The sequence below is a fragment of the Streptomyces sp. NPDC049813 genome, from assembly GCF_044465085.1.
Taxonomy (GTDB): domain Bacteria; phylum Actinomycetota; class Actinomycetes; order Streptomycetales; family Streptomycetaceae; genus Streptomyces.
Map to the genome: position 1 here is coordinate 83,634 of NZ_JBITLI010000010.1, position 20,101 is coordinate 103,734.

The following is a 20,101-nucleotide window of genomic DNA, read 5'->3' on the forward strand; positions in this document are numbered from 1 at the left end:
GGCGCGGGTGCCGCCGATCGGCCCCGCTGCCCCGGGGGCGCCCGCGCGTTCCGGACCTGGTCGTACGTCCCTCGTTTGCCGCGTCCCAAGAGTGGTACTTCCTTGCGTCCGGAGCGGTCGCGGCGGCCGTAGGAGTACGGAGAGGCGAGGGTGGGCCGGTGGAACAGACGTGGAGAGCGGGGTTGTTCACCCGCGGGTTCGGGGCGGAGCCGGAGGCGGGCGCCCCCGCGGTGGTGCTGGTGCACGGGCTGGGGCTCTCCGGGCGGTACTTCGTGCCGCTCGCGCGCCGGCTCACCGCGGACGGGGCGAGCGTGCTGGTGCCGGACCTGCCCGGCAACGCGCGTTCCCGGGCCGCCGCCCCACGCGCGCCGGACATCGACCGGGTCGCCGCCGCGCTGGCGCACTGGCACCGGCGGCTGTCCCTGGGACCGGTGCTGCTGGTCGCCAACTCGGTCGGCTGCCAGGTCACCGCGGCGCTCGCCGCCCGCTTCCCGGACCTGGTGAGCCGGATGGTGCTCGTCGGCCCCGCCCTCGACCCGGCGGTGCCCGCTCGGCGGCAGTGCGGCGCGCTGATCCGGGACGCGCCCCGGGAACCCCTGAGCCTGCTCGGGGTGGCCGTGTCCGACTACGTGCTGACCGGCCCCCTGCGCTGCGCCGCGTCGTTCCGGCACGCCCTGCGGGACTCGGCCGGGGCCTTCGAGGCGAACCTGGCCCGGGTCCGCGTACCGACCCTCGTCGTCCGCGGCGCCGGGGACACCATCGCCTCCCCCTCCTGGACCGCGCGGGTGGCCGGGCTGGTCGGCGACGGGCGCACGGCCGAGATCGCGGGCGCGGCCCACGCGGCCCACTACAGCGCCCCGGACGCCCTGGCGGAGCTCATCGGGAAGTTCACGGCGACCGGCCCGGGAGGATCCGCATGATGTCGTCCCAGCACCCCGGCCGACGCGCCGGGCACCCGGAACGGCCCTCGCCCTGGCTGCGGGTGCTGCCCGGCATCTCGCCGAAACGCCGCGGGTTCGTGCTGGCCTGGTACGGGTTCACTCTCACGTTCGGCGGGATGCGGTTGCTCACGTGGCTCATCCACATCGACGTGGCCGGTGTCGGTGACATGAGCGCGGGCGGAGTCCACATCCACCACTACGTGTGGGGGATCCTCCTGCTCATCGTGGTCGGCGCGGCGGGGCTCGTGGAACGTTCGGCGCGGGCCCGGGCGTGGATGGGCCTGGCCTACGGGGTAGGTCTTGCCCTCGTCATCGACGAAGCGGCGCTGCTGATCAGCCTGGAGGACGTGTACTGGGACACCGAGGGCGGTCTCAGCATCGCCATCGCCATCGCGGTGATCGCGGTCGCGGGCAGCGTCCTGGCACTCACGCGCGGCCGGCGCGCTTCCCGGGCGGACCAGGCCGAGGAATAGGCCTGGCCGGCCGGTGCGGGGGCTCAGCCAGAGGCTCCTGAGGCCCGACTGCCCGGGAGGCGTCGGACCGCCCGCACCTTGTGGGGGGCGCCAGGCTGCCGCGGCGGGGTTCGGGGGGCCATCTGTTCTCGGGAGGGGTCCGGCCCGCCGGGTCGGGGGGTGCGGTCCGCTGGCCTTGCGGGGCGGATGTTTGACGCGCCGCGCCTGGGTCCGGGCCGCGGCCCGCTTCCGCAGGCGGTCGATCCGCCGCCCCCGGCACCGGGCTACCTTCCGGTCCCGGAGGGGCCGGCAGCCGCTCCCGCACCATCCCCCAAGCCCCGGACCAGCCGGTCCCACCCCGCACCATCCCCCAAGCCCCGGACCAGCCGGTCCCACCCCCCACCGTCCCCCAAGCCCCGAACCAGCCGGTCCCACCCCCAGCCCCGCAGGGACCCCGTACTCACACCCCCGTGAGCAACTCGTCCAGCGGGCGCGGTGTCCGGCCCGGGGCCAGGGCCTCCACCAGGAGGCGGCCGTAGCGGATCTTGCGGCCCTTCTTCGTGCCCAGGAAACGCCGTATCTGCTGGTGTCGGCCGCGGTCGTGCTGGGCCGGCTGGCGTTGGAAGGTCTGCCAGGCGCGGAGGTCGCCCTCGGTGCGGAAGATCTCCTCGACGCCGGCCGTGCCGAGCGCGCGGATCAGCTCGTCCTCCAGGTCCGCGGCGCAGACGTGGATCCGGGCCGACGGCGCCTGCGCCCGGGTCAGCCCGCGTTCGTAGAAGGCGCGTTCACCCGCGTCGCACAGGCCCACCAGCCGCAGTCCGAGTCCGGGCGGCCCGAGCAGAGCGGCGTAGCGCCCGACGCTCATGGCTCCGCCCATCGGCACGGCGCACACCCCGTCGGCGGCCAGGTCCCGGCCCCGCCGCGCCGCCAGCGATTCGACGGCCGCGAGATCGCTCAGGCCCTCCAGCAGCACAGCCGTGCGCACCCCGGCGCTCTCCGCCAGTTCCCGCGCCGGCCGTTCCGGACCGCCCGCCGCCCACCTGGTCACCGCGGCCCTGAACGCCACCATCGCCGCACCGCCCGGCGCACCCGCCGCCTCCGCCCCGCCCGCCGTGTCCGTCACGTTCGTCATGGCGCGAGTCTGCATGCCGATGGGCCGCCGGGCACGTGAATATGGCGTGCACGGCGGCGGGCGCGAACCGACTCGGGGCACTCTCAACTCCCGTACGCCCGGACCCACCTGGCCCCGCGCCGCCCCTTGACGCTCACCCGTCCCCTGAGTACAACGATGTAAATCGCATGTACAGCGATGTAAATCCGACCCGCGCCCCCCACTCGCATCGTTGCCCGCACATCCCCACCCGCTCCACCATCCTCGTGAGGAGCCCCCATGCACCCGCCGTCCCCCGCACGCCCCCTGTCTCCCGTCCCGTTGCGCAGAGCAGCCCTGTTCAGCGCGGTCGTCCTCGGTCTGCTCGTCTCCCTGCTGGGCGGCGTCCAGGCCGGGACCGCCGCCGCGGCGACCGGGACCGCCCTGCGCGGTGACACCGGCCTGTACCCTCGCGTCGTCCGTCTCGAACACAGCGGAGCGGCCAACGGACGCGTCCTGGCCTCGGTCGTCTCCTTCTCCGGCAACAACGGCCTGGGCGCGATCCACGAGAGCACCGACGGCGGCCGCACCTTCCGCCAGGTCGGCACGGTCTCCGACCCGGATGCCGCCGGGGGCCAGGGGCTGTGCTGCTCGACGCTGTTCGAACTCCCGCGCCAGATCGGGTCGTTGCCGGCGGGCACCTTGCTGTGGGCGGCCTCCGTCGGTCAGGACGAGGCCGGCCGCCGCATGGCCCTGCGCGTCTTCAAGAGCACGGACGTCGGACGCACGTGGAGCTACCTCTCCACCGTGGCCGCCGCCGGCAACGAGAAAGGGCTGTGGGAACCGGAGTTCTCGGTCGACGCCGCGGGCGAACTGGTGGCGCACTACTCCGACGAGACCGACCCCGGGCACAGCCAGAAGCTGATGGCCGCCCGCACCACCGACGGCGTCACCTGGTCCGGCCACCACGCCACCATCGCGAGCAACCTCGCCTCGGACCGGCCGGGCATGGCCGTCGTCCGCCGGCTGGCTGACGGCACGTACTTCATGACGTACGAGATCTGCGCCGCGGCCGGGCAGTACGTCTGCGTCGTGCACTACCGCACCTCGGCGGACGGCTGGAACTGGGGTGACCCCGCCCACCTCGGCTACCGCCCGCAGACCGCGGACGGCAAGTACTTCAAGCACGCCCCCACCGTGGCCTGGGCGCCGCTGAACGGCTCGGCCACGGGCCGCCTCTACCTGGTGGGCCAGGTCCTGCACAACGCCGATGACTCGGTCGCCGCGGGCAGCGGCCGCACCGTCTGGGTCAACGACGCCGGCGGGGCGGGCACCTGGCGGGAGATCGCCGCGCCGGTCGCCGTGTCGTCCCGGACCGTCGACTACTGCCCCAACTACAGCTCCGCGCTGCTGCCTTCGGCGGACGGACGGAACCTGCTGGAGATCGCCACGGACTACGACGGGACCGTCTGCAAGCCCTACTACGCCACGGGCGCGGTACCCGCCGCGTAACGCACCGGCCGCACATCGGAGCGTCGCGTGCGGGTGGGGTGCTCACCGCCGCCGTGCGGTGAGCACCCCGCCGCTCACACCGTGACCGCCCCGTCCGACGCCGAACCGACGACGGCGGCGTACTTGCTGAGCACACCGCGCTCGACCGGACGGTCCGGACGTGCCCACTCCGCGCGCCGCCGCGCCAGCTCCCCGGCGGGGACGTCGAGGTCGAGCGCGTCGCGGGCCGAGTCGACGACGACCGTGTCGCCGTCCGTTACCAGCGCGATGGGACCACCGTGCCAGGCCTCCGGCGCGACATGGCCGATCACGAGGCCGCGGGAGACACCGCTGAAGCGTCCGTCGGTGACCAGGGTGACCGACTCGCCGAGGCCCTGCCCGACCAGCGCGCCGGTGATCGACAGCATCTCCCGCATCCCGGGACCGCCGGCCGGGCCCTCGTACCGGACGACCACCACGTCGCCCGCCGCGATCCGGCCGCCCTGGATCGCCTCGAAGCACTCCTCCTCGGAGTCGAAGACCCGCGCGGGGCCCCGCCGCACGAAGTCGGGCCTGCCGCCCAGCTTCAGCACGCACCCGTCCGGGGCGAGCGAGCCGCGCAGCACGGCCAGGGCGCCCGCCGGCTTGACCGGGGACCTCACCTCGGCCACCACCTCCTGACCGTCCGCCTCCGCGGCGTCGGCCGCCACGTCCGCGGGCGAGCGGCCGTCGACCAGGGTCACCGCGCCACGCAGCACGCCCGCCTCCAGGAGCCGCGCCGCCACCAGCGACGTCCCGCCGGCCCGCCACAGGTCGGCCGCCGTGTACGGGCCCGACGGCTTCAGCGCGGTGATGATCGGCACCTGACGGCAGATCTCGCCGATCCGGTCGACGGCGAGGTCGACCCCCGCCTCCCGGGCGATCGCCAGCAGGTGCAGGACGGCGTTGGTGGAGCCGCCCATCGCCGCCACGGAGACGATCGCGTTGTGGAAGGCGTCCTCCGTCAGGATCGACGAGGGCCGCAGGTCACGGGCGAGGACGTCGAGGGCGAGGGCGCCCACCCGTTCGGCCGCGGCGGTCTTCTCCGGGGCGGTGGCGGGGATGTCGCCGACGCCGAAGGGGGCGAGGCCGAGGAAGTCCGCGACGGTGCCCATCGTGTTCGCCGTGTACTGCGCCGCGCAGGTCCCGGCGCCCGGGCAGGCGTGCCGGGCGAGATCGTCGACGTCCTCCTGGCTGACCCGGCCGACGGCCCGCTCGCCGAGCGCCTCCCACATGTCCTGGATGGTCACCTCGCGCCCGCGCCACGTCCCCGGCATCATGCTGCCGCTGTAGAGCAGGACGGACGGGATGTCGAGCCGCGCCATCGCCATCATGGCGGCGGGGACGGTCTTGTCGCAGCCCACGATGCACACCATCGCCGAGAACTGGTGCGCCCGTCCCATGAGTTCGACGGAGTCGGCGATGACCTCCCGGCTGACGAGCGAGGCCCGCATGCCGGGCGTGCCCATCGTCAGGTTGTCCGAGACGGCGACGGTGTTGAACTCCATCGGGGTCCCGCCCGCCCGGCGCACCCCCGTGGCGACATGACGTGCCAGCTCGCGGTGGGTGAGGTTGCAGGGCATCGTGCCGGTCCAGGTCGAGGCGATGCCGACGGTGGGCCGCCGCATCTCCTCGTCGCTCAGGCCCATCGCGTACAGGTGCGAGCGAGCCGGTGCGCGGTCGGGATCGTCGGCGATGTTCATGGCGACTCCTTCGGAAGGAAGAGTGGGAGAAGCGGAGCGGTCTGCGCCGCCCGGGGGGGGACGGGAGAGCGCCGGAGGACGGCGGCGGGGCCCGCCGCCGTCAGCCGGTGACGCGGACCGGGTTGCGCAGCAGGCCGAGCCCCTCGACCTCCACCTCGACGACGTCCCCGTCGGCCAGCCACAGCTGCGGGTCGCGGCCCATGCCGACGCCGTGCGGGGTGCCCGTGGCGATGACGTCCCCGGGGTACAGCGTCATGTACCGGGACAGGTAGGCGATCACCTCGGCCACGCCGAAGATCATCTCTTTGGTGGAACCGTCCTGCACCGTCCGGCCGTTGACCCGGGCCCGCACGGCGAGGTCCTGGGGGTCGGGGACCTCGGCGGCGGTGGTGATCCAGGGACCGAGCGGACAGAACCCGTCGAAGTTCTTGCCCCGGAACCACTGCCCGTCGGAGAACTGGGCGTCCCGCGCGGAGACGTCGTTGGCGACCGTGTAGCCGAAGACGTACGCGGCCGCGTCCGCCGCGCTCACGTTCCGGGCCGTGCGGCCGACGACCACGGCCAGTTCCGCCTCCCAGTCGAGCTGCTCGGTGGTGCCGCGCGGGACGCGGACCTCCGCGGCGGGACCGGTCAGGCAGTGCGCCGTCTTGACGAACGCCAGCGGGGACTGCGGGGTCCGCAGACCGGTCTCGCGGATGTGGTCGGCGTAGTTCAGGCCGATGCAGACGATCTTCTGCGGGGCGGCGAGCGGGCTCAGCAGCTCCACGTCGGCGAGCGGCACCCCGGGCACCCCGGCCCCCAGCACCTCCTCGGCCGTGCCGTCCGCGATCAGGTCGCGGACCGCGTCGGACATGTGCCGCGGCTCCTCCACCACCACGGGGAACACGGTGTCGCCGGCCACCCGGGCCGCCAGGACGCGTCCCTCGTACCGCACGCGGGCAATCTTCACAGTCTCTCCAGGCTCATCGGTCGGCTCGGTGTGCGGGCGGATTCAGGCAAAGCGTGGCAGGAAACGGCTCTGGGCCGCGAGGAGTTCGTCCGTCAGCGCGGCCGCCGCGTCCCGCCCGGTGACGGCGCCGTCCGCGATCACCGCCTCCACGACCAGATCGCGGTCCCCGGTCATGGCGGCCTCGACGGCGAGGTCCACGGGGGCCAGCCGCCGCGCCAGGATCGCGGTCAGCGGCGCCGACAGGTCCGGGACCCGCAGCTGGCGCAGGCCGCGCGCCGTGGCCACGGCCGGGATCTCCAGGGCCGCGCCGTCCGGCAGGCCCGGGACGCTGCCCCGGTTCGGCACGTTCACCGAGAACATCTCCCGCCGGTCGAAGGTGATCGACCGGATGATCGCGAGAAGTTGCTCCTGCTCGCCGGTGGAGCGGTCGAAGGCGGACTCGTCGAGCGGCGCGTCCCCCTCGGCCTGGACCCGCATCGACCGGTACCGGTCCTCGCCCCACGCGAGGATCTCCGGGACGGAGAAGGCGTCCACACCGAGCTTCTTGCCGTAGTAGTCGCCGCTCGCCCAGCGCTCGGGGAAGAACTCCACCACGTGCCGGTCGTTGGCCGCCGGGTACGCGCCGTAGGTCCGGAAGAACTCCCAGGAGAACGGGTTGTGCCACGCCTTGCCGTTCTCCCAGATGGAGCCGATGTCGGCGGGGTCCGCGGGCTCGGCGAGTTCCCGCTCCATCCGGGCCCGCACCGCGGGCCAGGCGTCCTGGCCCCGGTGACGGAAGTCGTAGATGAAGGTGAGGTGGTTGATGCCCGCGTACAGCGTCGACGTCTCCTCGAACGGCAGCCCCGCGAACGCGGCGAGTTCACGCTGCACGTGGTGCATGCCGTGGCACAGGCCGGTGACCGTGGCGCCCGTGTAGCGGGTCATCGCCTGGATGTTGGCGGTCATCGGGTTGCTGTAGTTGAAGAAGTGGGCGTCCGGGGCGAGTTCGACGACGTCCCGCGCGATGTCGACCATGACGGGCGTGGTGCGCAGCAGCCGGGAGATGCCGCCCGGCAGGACGGAGTCACCGACCGGCTGGAAGACGCCGTGCCGCCGGCAGATCTCGTGGTCCGTCTGCCATGCGGGCCGGCCGCCGACGCCCACACATGTGACGACGTAGTCGGCGCCGGGCAGTTCGGTGCGCCGGTCGGTGGAGGAGCGTACGGTGATGCGCTTCTCGGCGCCGCGGGCCGCGACCATGCGCTCGGCGAGGCGGGCGGTGACCGACAGCGCCTCGGTGCTGACGTCGACGAGCCGGATCTCCCAGGACCCGAGGTCCTCGGCGCTGATCAGGTCGGCGAGCACGCCGCGGGTGAAGACGGCGCTGCCCGCGCCGATGAGCACGAGGGAACGCCGGCCGGGGTGGGTGGCAGACACGGTCTGGTCCTTTCGGTGCGTCCGGCGGCCCGTCCCGGGGGAGGGCGGCGGAGCGGAGGGAAGGGGTGGGGTGAGGCTCAGGGGCCGTCGGGTGCGCCGAGGGACTCGCCGACGCACCGGGCGGCGAGCAGCGCCGCGCCGATGACCGGGGGGTGCAGCGGCGGGCGCAGGTCGTACGGCTCGGGGAAGGCCCCGAGCGCCCCGGCGAACGCCTCGCGCACCTGTGGCACGGTGAACATCCCGCCCGACCACGAGACGGGCAGCGTCTCACCGGGCGCGGCGCCGAGGGCGCGGCGGGCCGCGCGGGCGAGGGCGGCCAGTTCCCCGCCCGCCCGGACGAGGATGCGGGCGCACGCGCTGTCGCCCTGCGCGGCGGCCTCGGACACGTCGCGGCTGAGGGCGGCCACGGCGGTGCGGTCGGGGCGGTCCAGCAGCATGACGTCGACGAGGTCGAGGTCGGTGCCGAGCGCGAGGCGGCGCCGCAGCAGGTCCAGCAGCGGCCCGGCCGGCGCGCGGCCGTCGCTCATGCGCGTGAAGAGGTTGAGTCCCCGCACGGCGACCCAGTGGGCGGAGCCCTCGTCGCCGAAGAGTTCGCCCCAGCCGCCGGTGCGTGCCTGCCCGCCGCGCAGGACGCCGTACGCCATCGAGCCGGTGCCGCTGATCACGTTGACGCCGTCCGCGAGACCGAGCGAGCCGGCCCAGCCGCACATCATGTCGTTGCCGACGGCGTACCGGTCGTGGCCGAGGACGGCGGCGGGGAGCGCGTCCAGGGCCTCGGTGAGGCGCGGGGACTCGCCGTGCGCCGGGAGCCCGAAGTACGCGTGCGTCAGCCGCGACGGGTCGGTGCCCGCCCGGCGGCAGACGGCCGCGACCCCCTCGCGCAGCACCGCCCGCGCGGTCCGCGTGCCACCGGGCCCGGGCGCGGGCGCGGTGGACGGCCCGGTGGCCGAGGCGCGCAGGGCGCCGGAGGCGTCCACGACGGCGAAGGCCGTCTTGGTGCCGCCGCCGTCGACTCCGAGATACATGGGCTGAACTCCTTGTGCGCGGGGTCCGCGGGGGGCGCGGACGGGTCGTCCGGGGTGCGGCGCCGGCCTCAGGAAGCGGGCAGAGGATGGATGGTGACGCCCTGGACGACCCGGTTGACCTCACCGTCGGGGAACGGATTGTCCGGCCGGATGCCGCGCTGCAACGAGGCATGCAGCGCGACGAGTTGCGCGCACAGGACGGCGGGCAGCGCCAGCGCCGCGTCGTCCGCCGCGGCCATGTGCTCCACCAGCCAGGTGCGGTCCTCGGGGAGCCCGTCCGGCCGGCCGGCGACCGCGATCACCCGGCCCGCGGGCAGCGCGGCGCTCAACTCCTGGAACATGTCGAGGTCGTAGCGGCGCGTGTAGGGGTCGTTCGACACGTAGACGACGGCCGCGGTCCGGTCGGTGAGGAACGCCTTCGGCCCGTGCCGGAACCCCAGGCAGGAGTCGGCGAGCGCCGCGACCGCGCCGCCGGTCAGCTCCATGAGCTTGAGCGCGGACTCGCCCGCGAGGGCGGCCAGGGCGCCGCTGCCCAGGTAGACGAAGCGGTCCGGCGCGTGCCGGGTCAGGTCGGCGACGCGGTCCTGGACCGGTCCCGCCAGCAGTGCCGAGGCCGCGGCGGCGCAGCCTTCCAGGCCGCGGACGTGTGCGCCGCCCGGCACCTGGAGCGCCGTGAGGAGCATGCAGGTGAGGCTGGAGGTCATCGCGAAACCCTGGTCCTCGGACTCCGGGGGCGTCAGCAGGACGTACGAGTCGGCGCGGCCGCCGCGCCCGGCGGCCAGGGCCCCGTCGGGGTTGCAGGTGATGACGAGGTGGGCGCAGCGGTCGAGCAGCCGGTCGGCGAGCCGGGTGGCGGCGAGGCTCTCGGGGCTGTTCCCGGAGCGCGCGAACGACACCAGCAGCGTCGGGCGGTCGCGCTCCGCGAAACACGCCCGGGGATCGGCCGTGATCTCCGTCGTGGCGAGGGCCTCGACCGTCCGGCCGGTGGCCGCGGCCAGGGCCGAGCGCGCGATCTGCCCCGCGTACGCGGACGTACCGGCGCCGGTGAGGACGATCCGCAGCCGGGGGTCGGCCAGCAGGGGAGCCAGGAACGTGTCGAGCGCGGCGCGCTCCTCCGCGAGACGGGCGAGCGTCTCGGTCCACAGGCGCGGCTGCTGGCGGATCTCGCGGTGCGTGTGGGCGGCGCCCGGCGGCACGGGCGGACGGTCGGCGGTCTCGGGAACGGCGGTCTTCACACGGACTCCTTGGGACAGGGCAGGGGCGGAGGAGAGGGAGGCAGAGGCGGCGGGAGACGAGACGGGAGACGAGACGGGCCCGGCGGTCACTGCTCGCGCAGGGCCCAGGGGGCGCCGTACTCGGCGAGCAGGTCGAGGAAGGGTTCGGCGGGCAGCGCCTCGGGGCCGAGGACGCCGCTGCCGCGCCACCGCCCGGCGGCCAGCAGTTCGAGGGCGACGACCGGGTTGAGCGCGGTCTGCCAGACCACCGCCTGGGAGCCGTACTCCGCCATCGACCAGGCGTTGTCGACCACGTGGTACAGGTACACCTCGCGCGGGGCGCCGTCGCGCACGCCCTTCACCCAGGTCCCGGCGCAGGTCTTGCCGCGCATCCGGTCGCCGAGCCCCGCCGGGTCGGGCAGGCAGGCGGCGACCACGTCCCGCGGGGCGACCTCCACACCGCCGACGCGGACCGGGTCGGTGCGGTCCAGGCCCAGTTTGTGCAGGGTGCGCAGCACGTCGATGAACTCCTGCCCGAGCCCGTACTTGAAGGTCACGCGCGGGGCGTCCACCCAGCGCGGGATGAGCAGGACCTCCTCGTGCTCGACGTTGACGCACTCGACGGGTCCGATGCCCTCGGGGAAGTCGAAGACCTCGGGCTCGGAGAAGGGTTCGGTGGTGAACCAGCCGCGGTCCCTCTCCCACACCACGGGCGGATTGAGGCACTCCTCGATCGTCGTCCAGATCGAGAACGACGGGGCGAACGCGTGCCCCTCCACCGTCAGGTTCGCGCCGTCGCGTACGCCGATCTCCTCGATGGTGTCGAAGAGGTGGTCGGCTGCGTAGCGGGCGAACACGTCGGAGAGTCCGGGCTCGACCCCCATGCCCAGCAGGGCGAGCCCGCCGGCCCGTTCCCAGTCGGCCGCGAGGGCGAACTGCTCGTCCCCGAGCATCACACCGGTTCGGCGGTACGGGTCGTCGGGGTGCGGGCGGGAGAGGGACATCGCCATGTCGAGGTAGTGCGTGCCCGCGCTCAGCGCCGCGCGGAACAGGGGCATGACGAACCGCGGGTCCGTCGCGTTCAGCAGGACGTCGCAGCGGTGCTCGCGCAGCAGGGCGACGGTCGCCTCCTCGTCGTCCGCGTCGACCCGGGCGGCCACGAACCGGGCGTCCTCGGTGGCCTCCACGGCCCGTACGGCACGGTCGGTGACGTAGTCGGCGATCACGCAGTGCTCGAAGAAGTCGCGCCGGGCGGCGATCCGGGCGGCGGCCGTCCCCACGCCTCCGGCGCCGACGATGAGTATGCGCATGGTGGTCCTCGGTCTCTTTCAGGTGCGGTGGTGGTCCGGGACTGCCGGGTGGTCAGCCGCGGTGGACGGGGCGGGGCGTGTCGGTGTCGGCCGGAGCGGGGGTCAGCCGGCTCACGAGTTCTGTGGCGACGGCGACGTTCTCGTCCCCGGTGTCCCGCAGGTGCCACAGCCGCCCGGCACGGCGGACGACGAGATCGACGCAGCCCGGCTCGTGGGGGAGGGACGTGGCGGCGAGGGCGGTGACCGCTCCTGACCCGGGGAGCGGCAGGCGGCGCGTCCGCCCGGGGTGACCGGGGACGAGGACGTCGAGCCAGGGCCCCGCGGTCCACAGGTACAGCCGTGCGCCGCCGTCGGCCGCGACCGCGGCGACCTCACTGCCCGCCGGCAGGTCAGTGGTGGCCGCGCCGGGGGAGAGGTGGACGCCGTCGCGGTCGCCCACCAGCACCGTTCCGGGGCGGGACCCGGCCGCCTCGTCGCCGTCGACGAGGGCCGTCCGGGTCCACCGGGTGTCGGCGGGCGGCGGGTGCGACGGCGTGGCGTCGGTCCAGGTGAGGCGCGGGTACGCGGAGGCGTCGGCCCGGAGGGTGCGGAGCGCGCCGTCGGGGGTGAGCGAGGCGGTCCACAAGGTGCCGTCCCCGGTCTCGGCCACCGTCACCGAGCGGGCCGGTCCGCACGGCGGGGGCGGCTCGGCGGTGAACGCGGACTCGGGGCTCCAGCGCAGCCGGTGGGCCGCGTCGCCGCTCCGGGCGAGGAGTTCGAGGTGGTGCGGGCCGTGGCGGCTCTGCACGACGGTGACCTCGTCGTAGCGCCGCCCGGTCGCGAAGCGCAGGGCGCCGCTCCACTCACCCGGCGGCGGGCCGCCGGGCTCGGGTGCGGTCCCGGGCGGGTCGTTGTTGAACCACAGGACCCACAGGCCGTCCTGGGCGTCGCACAGGACCAGTTCGAGATTGCCGCGGAGGCCGTAGCGGCCCTGCGCGAGACCGATGCCGCCCCGGGAGGACGGGGGTGGCGCCGTACGGAGGGGACGAAGGGAGGGAGCCGGGGGAGCAGCCAAGGGACACCTCAAGGGCCGGGCGGCGAGAACGTCGGCGCCGCACCGGGGCCGACGGCCGGGAGCGCCACGATCAGCAGCCTATTCACACCCATTAACAAGCGTCAATGAGCAGAAACGAGCAATATTGCGCGAAGAGGCCGGGAGCGCGGCCTACCGGGCCGGGCCGGAGGAGAGACTGATGTCCATGTCTGAACAGCGCGATCCGCAGCGGGACTTGGCGGCCACCGGCCCCGCCCGCGTACTCGTCGTCGGCGCCACCCGCATCCTGCGGCCCGCCGTCGACGCGCTGAGCGACCGGGCCACCCGCGTGACGGCCGTCGCCCGCTCGGCGGCGGACCTGCGCGCACTGGCCCGTGGCCGCGAGGGCCGGATCACGCCGCTCGCGGTGGACGTGACGACGGGCGGCTTCGACCGGGCGCTGGCGGACACCGCCGGGCACGCGCCGCTGACCGGCGCCGTCGTGTACGCGCCGGCGGTACCGCCCGGCGAACTGGCGGCACGCGTCGGGCCGTACGTCGCGGGGCCCGTGGTGGTGCTGGTGACAAGTGAGTGGGCTGCGCCGGGCCGGGGCGGTGCGCGGCTGGGCGCCGGGGTGGCGGAACAGGGCGCTGCCCACGTGGGCAGCGCGTGTTGGTCGCCCGACGACCTGCCCGTGGAGGCGCGTTCCGGAGCGCCCGGCCGACTGCTCGTGCTGGGCTGGCGCGACGACGGACCTGCGCGGTCCGGATCTGCGCGGCCCGGGTCCGCCCGGCCCGGGTCCGCGGGGCTCGGGCCGGCGCGGCCCGGTTCCGCGGGCGGGGGGACGCGGTGGCACACGCCGCAGGAGATCTCCGCCGCGGCGCTCGCGTCACTGGACGCCGACGACGACCGGGACGCCCTGCTCGGGGCCGTCCGGCCGTGGTCGATGCGGCCCGCGTGAGCCCGGGCGCCTCGGCGACGTCAGGAACACGCGCGGGCGACGCCAGTAAACTGCCGGTGCGACAGGCGGACCCCACGGTCGGTGCCGTCGCGGGTGCCGAGGCCGAGCCGGTCGTCGGTCCGAGCCGACGAGGGAAGAGAGACCGGACCATGCTGGGCGCCGAGCGAAGGAACAGGCTGCTTCACGTGGTGCGCGCGGAAGGCGTCGCCCATGTGGGCACGCTCGCCGAGCGGCTGGACGTCAGCCCCTCGACGATCCGCAGGGACCTGACCGCCCTCCAGTCCCAGGGCCTGCTGAACCGCACCCACGGCGGCGCGATGGCCGAGGCGGTCCAGGCCGACGAGCCGGACCGGCGGCAGCGCAGCGGTGTCGCGTCCTGGGAGAAGAGCAAGCTCGCGAGCGCCGCCGTGGAGCACATCGCCCCCGGCGCCACGATCCTCATCACGGGCGGGACGACCACGGCCGCGATGGTGCCGCTGCTCGACGGGATCGAGCACCTGACGGTGGTGACCAACTCGCTCCATCTCGCCGGGGAACTCGCCCAGTTCGAGGCGATCAGCACCGTCGTGCTCGGCGGCTACCTGCGTCACCGCGAGATGTCCCTGCTCGGTCACCTGACCCGCCAGGCCCTGGAGGAGTTGCAGGTGGACGAGGCGTTCGTGGGCGCGTACGGCATCACGGACGCGGGGATCAGCGGAGCGCACGTGGACGAGGCGGAGACCGACCGCTGGCTGCTGTCGAAGGTCCGGCGCGTCACGGCCCTGGTCGACGGCTCGAAGTTCGGCCGCTCGGGCCCGGTCCGGGTCGCGCCCGTCACCCGGCTGTACCGGGTCATCACCGACGCGTCCGCACCCGAGGACGACCTCGGGGTGCTGCGGGCGGCCGGGGTGGACGTCGTCCGGGTCTGACCCGGGCCCCGCCCCGCTCCCTCAGCCCCGGGCCGGCCCGTACCCCGCCCACTCCACCCAGACCTCCGCTCGCGGGACGCCCCACCCGCGGGCCAGCGCGCCGGCCGCCGCGTCCAGTGCCCGCTCGGTCGCGTCCCGGCCGCGGTCGGACCCGTGCAGGACGGCCAGCGGCCACGCCGTGACGGGCTCGTCTCCCGAACTGGTCAGCGTGGCGTCGCCCAGCACCGCGACCACGCCGGAGGGCGGCAGCCCGAGCGCGGCGGCGACCTCCGCGCACAAGGACCGCAGCCGGACCGCGTCGTCCGCCGCGCCGTCCCGCGCCTTCGGCGCGGTCACCTGGATCACCGGCATACGTGTGCTCCTCCTTGCTCGCGACAGCGCGGGCACCGAGCGCGCGCCGGGCCGAGGCTAAGCCCGCCCTCGGGGGTCGTCAATGAAAAAACGAGCAATAAAAGTCAGCCTGTGCTTGTTATTGACTGACCTTGCCCACGGCGACTAGAAAGCTGGCATCCGGGCCGTTCGAGAGGCCGAATCTCCCCCTTGACGACGGAGGTTGTGCACGATGGCTGTCGCCAGACGCGCGGTGCTGGGCGCCGCCGCGGTGGGCGCCGGAGCGGTCGGCTACGCCCGGCGGTCCGGTTTCTCGCCGTCCAGTACCGGCTCGGCGGGCGCGGACACGCTCACCTTCTCGCTGTGGGGCGCCGATGCCGAGATCGCGGCCTTCCAGTCCCTGGCCCGCGCCTTCGAACGGCGTCACCGCGGGATCCGCGTGCGGATCCGGCTGGAGTCGTACCAGCAGATGTACACGAACATGGACGCGCTGCTCGCGGGCGGCCGGGCCCCCGACCTGTTCCGCTGCGACTATGCCAACCTCGGGATGTACAGCGCCAGCGGCCAACTCCTCGATCTCAGCCCCTACTTCGGCGACCGGGACCGCAAGGCGTTCCTGCCCGCCCTGTGGGAGGCCGTCTGCCACGAGGGCAGGCCGTACGCCGTCCCCCACCACACCGACACCACCGCGGTCCTGTACCGCAAGGACATGTTCCGCACCGCGGGCATCACGTCGGTGCCCACCGCGCTCGACGAGGCCTGGACCTGGGACGAGTTCACCGAGATATGCGCACGACTGCGCAAGAAGGTGCACGGCGTCTACCCCTTCGTCTACGGCTGGCAGCAGACCGGCGCGTTCCGCTGGCTGACGTGGCTGTGGGAGGCGGGCGGCCGGATCCTCGACGAGGACCGCACCGCACCCGCGATCGAATCGGCGGCGGGCCTGCGCGCCCTGCGCTACACGCAGGACTTCTTCCGCGAGGGGTTCGTCCCGCCCAACAGCTCGGTCAAGAGCGCCGCGTTCCCCGACGCCCTGTTCACCGCGGGCACCGTGGCCATGAGCTTCGCCGGGGACTTCCTCCTGCCGACCATCGACACGGCGCTCAAGAAGGAGCTGTACGGCGTCACCTTCCAGCCGCGCGGCCGCCAGGCGGCGACCGATCTCGGCGGCAACGCGGTGGCGGCCACCCGCACCACCGAGAACCCCGAACTCGCCGCCGCCTTCCTGCGGTTCCTGTCGGACGAGGAGAACATGGCCCGCTTCTGCGAGCAGTGCGTCGTGCTGCCCACGCGCGGCTCGCTGCTCACCCGGCCGCTCGACTACGCGGTCCGCCCCGACCTCATGCCCGTCTACGCCGAACAGGCCACGGCGCTCACCCCGGCCATGACGGAACAGGTCGCCGTGCCCGGCTTTGGACGCATCAACTCGGCGCTCCAGGACGAACTCGAGGCGGCCTTCGTCAGCCGGCAGCCCGCCGAGACCACGCTGCGCAACATCGCCGCCGCCACCCGGACCGCGCTGGCCTCCGCGTAAGGCCCTGCCCACCGCAGACAGGAGTTGCCATGGCCACCACCGCCTCGCCGCCGCGCGCCCTGCACCCGCACCCGCCGGTCCCGCACCCGAAGCCGTCCCGCGCCCGCAGAGCGGCGCGCCACCGCGAGACCCTCGCCGCCTACTGCACGCTCGGCCCCAACCTCGTGCTCGTCACGGTCTTCCTGCTGGTGCCGCTGGTCATGGCGCTCGTCCTGAGTTTCCAGTACAGCACCGGACTCGCCTCGCCCACCTGGGCCGGGCTCGCCAACTACCGGCAGCTGGCCGGGGACCCGGTCTTCTGGCGCACCGTCGGCAACACCGCCGTGTTCTGCGTGGCGACGGTGCCCGTGGAAATGGCACTCGGCCTCGCCGTCGCCCTGCTCTTCGACAAGGTGATGCCCGCGCGCCCGCTCTGGCGGACCCTCGTCTACCTGCCCATGGTCATCTCCGGCGTGGCGACGGCCCTCATCGGCACGCTCATGTTCGACCAGAACATCGGCCTCCTGAACAAGCTCCTCACCACCCTCGGACTGCCCGCCGCCCCCTGGCAGACCAGCGGAAGCGCCGCCATGGCCTCGGTCGTGCTGATCACCCTGTGGATGCGCGTCGGCTTCAACATGGTCATCTACCTGGCCGGCCTCCAGGGCATCTCACCCGAGATGTACGAAGCGGCCGAGGTCGAGGGCGCCGGGCCCTGGCAGCGCCTGCGCAACATCACCGTCCCGCTGCTGGGCCCCTCGACGTTCTTCCTGCTCATCATGAACGTCATCTACTCGTTCCAGGTCTTCGACACCGTCTACGTGATGACGCTGGGCGGGCCGGGACACTCCACCGACGTCATGATCACCTACGCCTACCGCAACGGCTTCGAAGGACGGCAGCAGGGCTACGCGGCCGCCATCGGGATCGTCCTGTACGTCATCGTCATGATCTTCACGGCGCTGCAGTGGCGCTTCAGCCGCAACAGGGACACGGTCGGCTGACCCCGGGCCGCCCCTTTGCCGCCGCCCCGGCCTTCGCCCCGCCCCTGCGCGCCGCCTCCCGTCCGACCTCCCGAAGGACACCCATGTCCGTCACCTCCCCGGCACGGCCCCACGGACCGGCCCACCCGAGACGCCGCGACCGCGCCCAGGCGCTGCGCGTGACCGCCGCCGTCGTCATCGGCCTCGTCATGGTCCTGCCCCTGTTCTGGATGGTCCTGGTCGCCTTCTCGCCCCTCGCCGACCTGCACACCACACAGCTGCGCTTCTGGCCGAGCGCGCCGACCCTGGACAACTTCCGCCGCGTCTTCCGCCTGCCGGTGGGGACCTGGGCGATGAACTCGACCGTGATCACCTGCCTCGTCGTCCTGCTCACGGTCTCCTGCAACCTGCTGGCCGGCTACGCCTTCGCCAAGCTGCGCTTCCGCGGCCGCAACGCCCTCTTCCTGCTGCTGCTCAGCACGATGACGGTGCCGGTGCAGGTACTGATGGTGCCGCAGTTCAAACTCGTCAGCGCCCTGGGCCTGTTCGGCAGCTTCTGGGCCGTCATCGTCCCCGCCTCGTCCACGGCCTTCGGCGTCTTCCTCGCCCGGCAGTTCATGCTCGGCATCCCCGACGAGATCATCGAGGCCGCGCGGATGGACGGCGCCGGACAGCTGCGCACCTTCCTCACCGTCGTCCTGCCGCTGTGCAAGCCGCTGATCGCGGTGCTGTCCCTGCTCACGTTCCTCTACCAGTGGAACGACTTCGCCTGGCCGCTGACCGTCCTCAAGGACCAGCGGCTGTACACGCTCGCCGTCGGCATGCAGTTCGTCAACGGCCAGTACACCGCCGACTACGGCGCCATCATGGCGCTCGCTCTCCTCTCCGTCCTGCCCATGGTCGTTCTCTTCCTCTGCTTCCAGAAGTACTTCGTCCAGGGCTTCGCACGATCGGGAATCAAGTGACCTCTCCGTCCCCCGTCCACTACCTGAGCACCCTCTCCTTCCCCGACCGGTGGCTCGACCGGCTCCGCGCCCGGCATCCGCGGCTCGTCGTCACCCAGCTGACCGCGAAGACGGCCGCGGACATACCGGCGCAGGTGTGGCGCCGGACGCAGATCCTGCACACGAGCTCCGTCCTGCCCGACTCCCCGGCCGCGGCACCCGGCCTGAGCTGGATCCAGCTCGACACCTCGGGCGCGGACCACCTGAAGGGGACGAGCGTGTGGGACCTGCCCGTCCCGCTCACCTCCATCGGCGGCATCTCACCGGTCCCCATGGCCGAGTACGTCATGATGATGCTGCTCGGCCTCGCGCACCGGCTGCCCCGCGCCATCGCGGTGCAACAGAGCGGCACCTGGCCCTCGTTGGGGGAGCGGTGGAACACCCTCATGCCGCGGCGGCTGCGCGGCGCGACCGTGGGCGTCATCGGATACGGCCGCATCGGGCATGAAGTGGGCCGTCTCGCCGCCCAGTTCGGGATGACCGTGCTCGGCCTCAAGCGTGACCGCGCCCCGCGCGGCGGCGCGTTCTTCGGCGCCCCCGCAGGAGAGAGCGGCGAGGCCGAGCTGTACACCCCGGACCGCCTGCACGCGTTCCTCGGACGCTGCGACCACCTCGTCGTGACCTGCCCCCTGACGGACGAGACCCGCGGCATGATGGACGCCGCCGCGTTCGCCGCCCTCAAGGACGGCGCGATGGTCGTCAACGTCTCCCGCGGCGGCATCGTCGACGAAGCGGCCCTGCGCGCGAGCCTGCGCTCGGGGCGCGTGGCCGGCGCCGCCCTCGACGTCTTCGACGAGGAACCCCTGCCCGCGGGCCACCCCTGGTGGACCGAGCCGAACGTCGTCCTGACCCCGCACGTCGCGGGCTTCGCCCCGGACTACGAGGAACAGACCCTCGAACTCGTCGGCGCCAACGTGGAACGCTTCCTCGCCGGCCGCGAACTGATCAACCTGGTGGACCGCTCCCGTGGCTACTGAGCACCTCCTCGCCCCGCAGCGCCGGCACGCCGTACTGACCCGGCTGCGCCGCCGCGGCACCGTCAACGTGCAGGAACTCTCCGACCTGCTGCGCATCAGCCCCTCCACGGTCCGCCGCGACCTGCGGGACCTCGAACTCGAGGGAATGCTGCGCCGGGTGCACGGCGGCGCCACCACCGTCGACGGCGCCTTGGAACCCGACCAGCCGCAGCGGGCGTCCGCCCGGCCGGCGGAGAAGGGCCGCATCGCCGAGGCCGCCCTGCGGCTGATCCCCGACCACAGCACCGTGCTCATCAGCGGCGGCACGACGACGGAGGCGCTCGCCGCCCGGCTGGGGGAACGCCGCGGCCTGACCGTCGTGACCAACGCGCTGCCCATCGCCCAGACCCTCGCCGCCGTCCCCACCGTCGACGTCATCGTGCTCGGCGGCGTCCTGCGCCACCGCGAACAGTCCCTCCTCGGCCACCTCACCGAACACGCCCTGCACGAACTCCAGATCGGCTCCATCGTCACCAGCGCCTACGGGCTCGACGCCGACGCCGGGCTCACCGGCGCCCACGTCGACGAGGCCCAGACGGACCGGGCGCTGCTGGCCGCGGCTCGCAGCGTCGTCGTCCTCGCCGACGGCTCCAAGCTCGGCCGCCGCGGGCCGGTCCGCCTCGTGCCGCTCGACCGCGTCGCCACCCTGGTCACCGACGCGGACCCGGACCACCCCGTCTGCCGCGCCCTCACCGACCGCGGCAGCACCGTCACCCACGCCTGACCCGCCCCGGGGCATGCCCG

Annotated in this window: 19 protein-coding genes; 10 read left to right on the top strand and 9 right to left on the bottom strand. The window is 73.8% G+C overall.

Features of this window, described 5'->3' with window-relative positions:
* The first annotated feature begins 158 nt into the window (after positions 1-158).
* Positions 159-920: an alpha/beta fold hydrolase gene (locus ACIBW6_RS21055; protein ID WP_399061710.1), complete on the top strand. Its 762-nt coding sequence runs from the start codon at positions 159-161 to the stop codon at positions 918-920.
* Positions 917-1,414, top strand: coding sequence for a hypothetical protein (locus ACIBW6_RS21060; protein ID WP_399061712.1), 498 nt, complete (start codon positions 917-919; stop codon positions 1,412-1,414). Before ACIBW6_RS21055 ends, ACIBW6_RS21060 begins: the two co-directional genes overlap by 4 nt.
* 439 nt (positions 1,415-1,853) lie before the next feature.
* Here the strand turns inward: ACIBW6_RS21060 and ACIBW6_RS21065 are convergent, their stop codons facing one another.
* Positions 1,854-2,462, bottom strand: coding sequence for a TOPRIM nucleotidyl transferase/hydrolase domain-containing protein (locus ACIBW6_RS21065; RefSeq protein ID WP_399062094.1), 609 nt, complete (start codon positions 2,460-2,462; stop codon positions 1,854-1,856).
* 321 nt (positions 2,463-2,783) lie between these two features.
* On the opposite strand from ACIBW6_RS21065, the gene ACIBW6_RS21070 reads away from it, so the two are divergent.
* Positions 2,784-3,995 carry an exo-alpha-sialidase gene (locus ACIBW6_RS21070; RefSeq protein ID WP_399061714.1) on the top strand — a complete coding sequence of 404 codons (1,212 nt, stop codon included), beginning with the start codon at positions 2,784-2,786 and terminating at the stop codon, positions 3,993-3,995.
* A gap of 74 nt (positions 3,996-4,069) precedes the next feature.
* On the opposite strand, the gene ilvD is transcribed toward ACIBW6_RS21070, so the two are convergent.
* The 7 genes from ilvD to ACIBW6_RS21105 all read right to left on the bottom strand — a co-directional run bounded on the left by ilvD (position 4,070) and on the right by ACIBW6_RS21105 (position 12,684).
* Positions 4,070-5,716, bottom strand: a complete 1,647-nt coding sequence (gene ilvD, locus ACIBW6_RS21075) for a dihydroxy-acid dehydratase (protein WP_399061716.1) — start codon at positions 5,714-5,716, stop codon at positions 4,070-4,072.
* A 100-nt stretch (positions 5,717-5,816) separates the two neighbouring features.
* Positions 5,817-6,665, bottom strand: coding sequence for a fumarylacetoacetate hydrolase family protein (locus tag ACIBW6_RS21080; RefSeq protein WP_399061718.1), 849 nt, complete (start codon positions 6,663-6,665; stop codon positions 5,817-5,819).
* 42 nt (positions 6,666-6,707) lie between these two features.
* Positions 6,708-8,081, bottom strand: coding sequence for a hypothetical protein (locus tag ACIBW6_RS21085; protein WP_399061720.1), 1,374 nt, complete (start codon positions 8,079-8,081; stop codon positions 6,708-6,710).
* Positions 8,082-8,158: 77 nt separating this feature from the next.
* The gene (locus ACIBW6_RS21090) at positions 8,159-9,106 is read right to left on the bottom strand and encodes an N-acetylglucosamine kinase (RefSeq protein WP_399061722.1); all 948 of its coding nucleotides are present in this window, start codon (positions 9,104-9,106) and stop codon (positions 8,159-8,161) included.
* A gap of 68 nt (positions 9,107-9,174) precedes the next feature.
* Positions 9,175-10,341, bottom strand: a complete 1,167-nt coding sequence (locus tag ACIBW6_RS21095; RefSeq protein WP_399061724.1) for an SIS domain-containing protein — start codon at positions 10,339-10,341, stop codon at positions 9,175-9,177.
* Between the two features lie 86 nt (positions 10,342-10,427).
* The gene (locus ACIBW6_RS21100; RefSeq protein ID WP_399061726.1) at positions 10,428-11,630 is read right to left on the bottom strand and encodes a saccharopine dehydrogenase family protein; all 1,203 of its coding nucleotides are present in this window, start codon (positions 11,628-11,630) and stop codon (positions 10,428-10,430) included.
* A gap of 52 nt (positions 11,631-11,682) precedes the next feature.
* The gene (locus ACIBW6_RS21105; protein WP_399061728.1) at positions 11,683-12,684 is read right to left on the bottom strand and encodes a hypothetical protein; all 1,002 of its coding nucleotides are present in this window, start codon (positions 12,682-12,684) and stop codon (positions 11,683-11,685) included.
* A gap of 178 nt (positions 12,685-12,862) precedes the next feature.
* Here ACIBW6_RS21105 and ACIBW6_RS21110 point away from each other — a divergent pair, with 178 nt between their 5' ends.
* The gene (locus tag ACIBW6_RS21110) at positions 12,863-13,603 is read left to right on the top strand and encodes a hypothetical protein (protein ID WP_399061730.1); all 741 of its coding nucleotides are present in this window, start codon (positions 12,863-12,865) and stop codon (positions 13,601-13,603) included.
* A 149-nt stretch (positions 13,604-13,752) separates the two neighbouring features.
* Positions 13,753-14,511, top strand: a complete 759-nt coding sequence (locus tag ACIBW6_RS21115; protein ID WP_399062096.1) for a DeoR/GlpR family DNA-binding transcription regulator — start codon at positions 13,753-13,755, stop codon at positions 14,509-14,511.
* Positions 14,512-14,532: 21 nt separating this feature from the next.
* Here ACIBW6_RS21115 and ACIBW6_RS21120 read toward each other — a convergent pair whose 3' ends face one another.
* Complete coding sequence (locus ACIBW6_RS21120; protein WP_399061732.1) at positions 14,533-14,862, bottom strand: hypothetical protein; 330 nt, start codon at positions 14,860-14,862, stop codon at positions 14,533-14,535.
* 211 nt (positions 14,863-15,073) lie between these two features.
* Here ACIBW6_RS21120 and ACIBW6_RS21125 point away from each other — a divergent pair, with 211 nt between their 5' ends.
* From ACIBW6_RS21125 to ACIBW6_RS21145, 5 genes are all read left to right on the top strand, one after another.
* Complete coding sequence (locus ACIBW6_RS21125; RefSeq protein WP_399061734.1) at positions 15,074-16,375, top strand: ABC transporter substrate-binding protein; 1,302 nt, start codon at positions 15,074-15,076, stop codon at positions 16,373-16,375.
* Positions 16,376-16,404: 29 nt separating this feature from the next.
* On the top strand, positions 16,405-17,358 hold the full coding sequence (locus ACIBW6_RS21130; protein ID WP_399061736.1) for a carbohydrate ABC transporter permease: 954 nt from the start codon (positions 16,405-16,407) through the stop codon (positions 17,356-17,358).
* Between the two features lie 83 nt (positions 17,359-17,441).
* Positions 17,442-18,302: a carbohydrate ABC transporter permease gene (locus ACIBW6_RS21135; RefSeq protein WP_399061738.1), complete on the top strand. Its 861-nt coding sequence runs from the start codon at positions 17,442-17,444 to the stop codon at positions 18,300-18,302.
* Complete coding sequence (locus tag ACIBW6_RS21140; RefSeq protein ID WP_399061740.1) at positions 18,299-19,318, top strand: D-2-hydroxyacid dehydrogenase; 1,020 nt, start codon at positions 18,299-18,301, stop codon at positions 19,316-19,318. Before ACIBW6_RS21135 ends, ACIBW6_RS21140 begins: the two co-directional genes overlap by 4 nt.
* Positions 19,308-20,081: a DeoR/GlpR family DNA-binding transcription regulator gene (locus ACIBW6_RS21145; RefSeq protein ID WP_399061742.1), complete on the top strand. Its 774-nt coding sequence runs from the start codon at positions 19,308-19,310 to the stop codon at positions 20,079-20,081. Before ACIBW6_RS21140 ends, ACIBW6_RS21145 begins: the two co-directional genes overlap by 11 nt.
* Positions 20,082-20,101 lie beyond the last annotated feature (20 nt).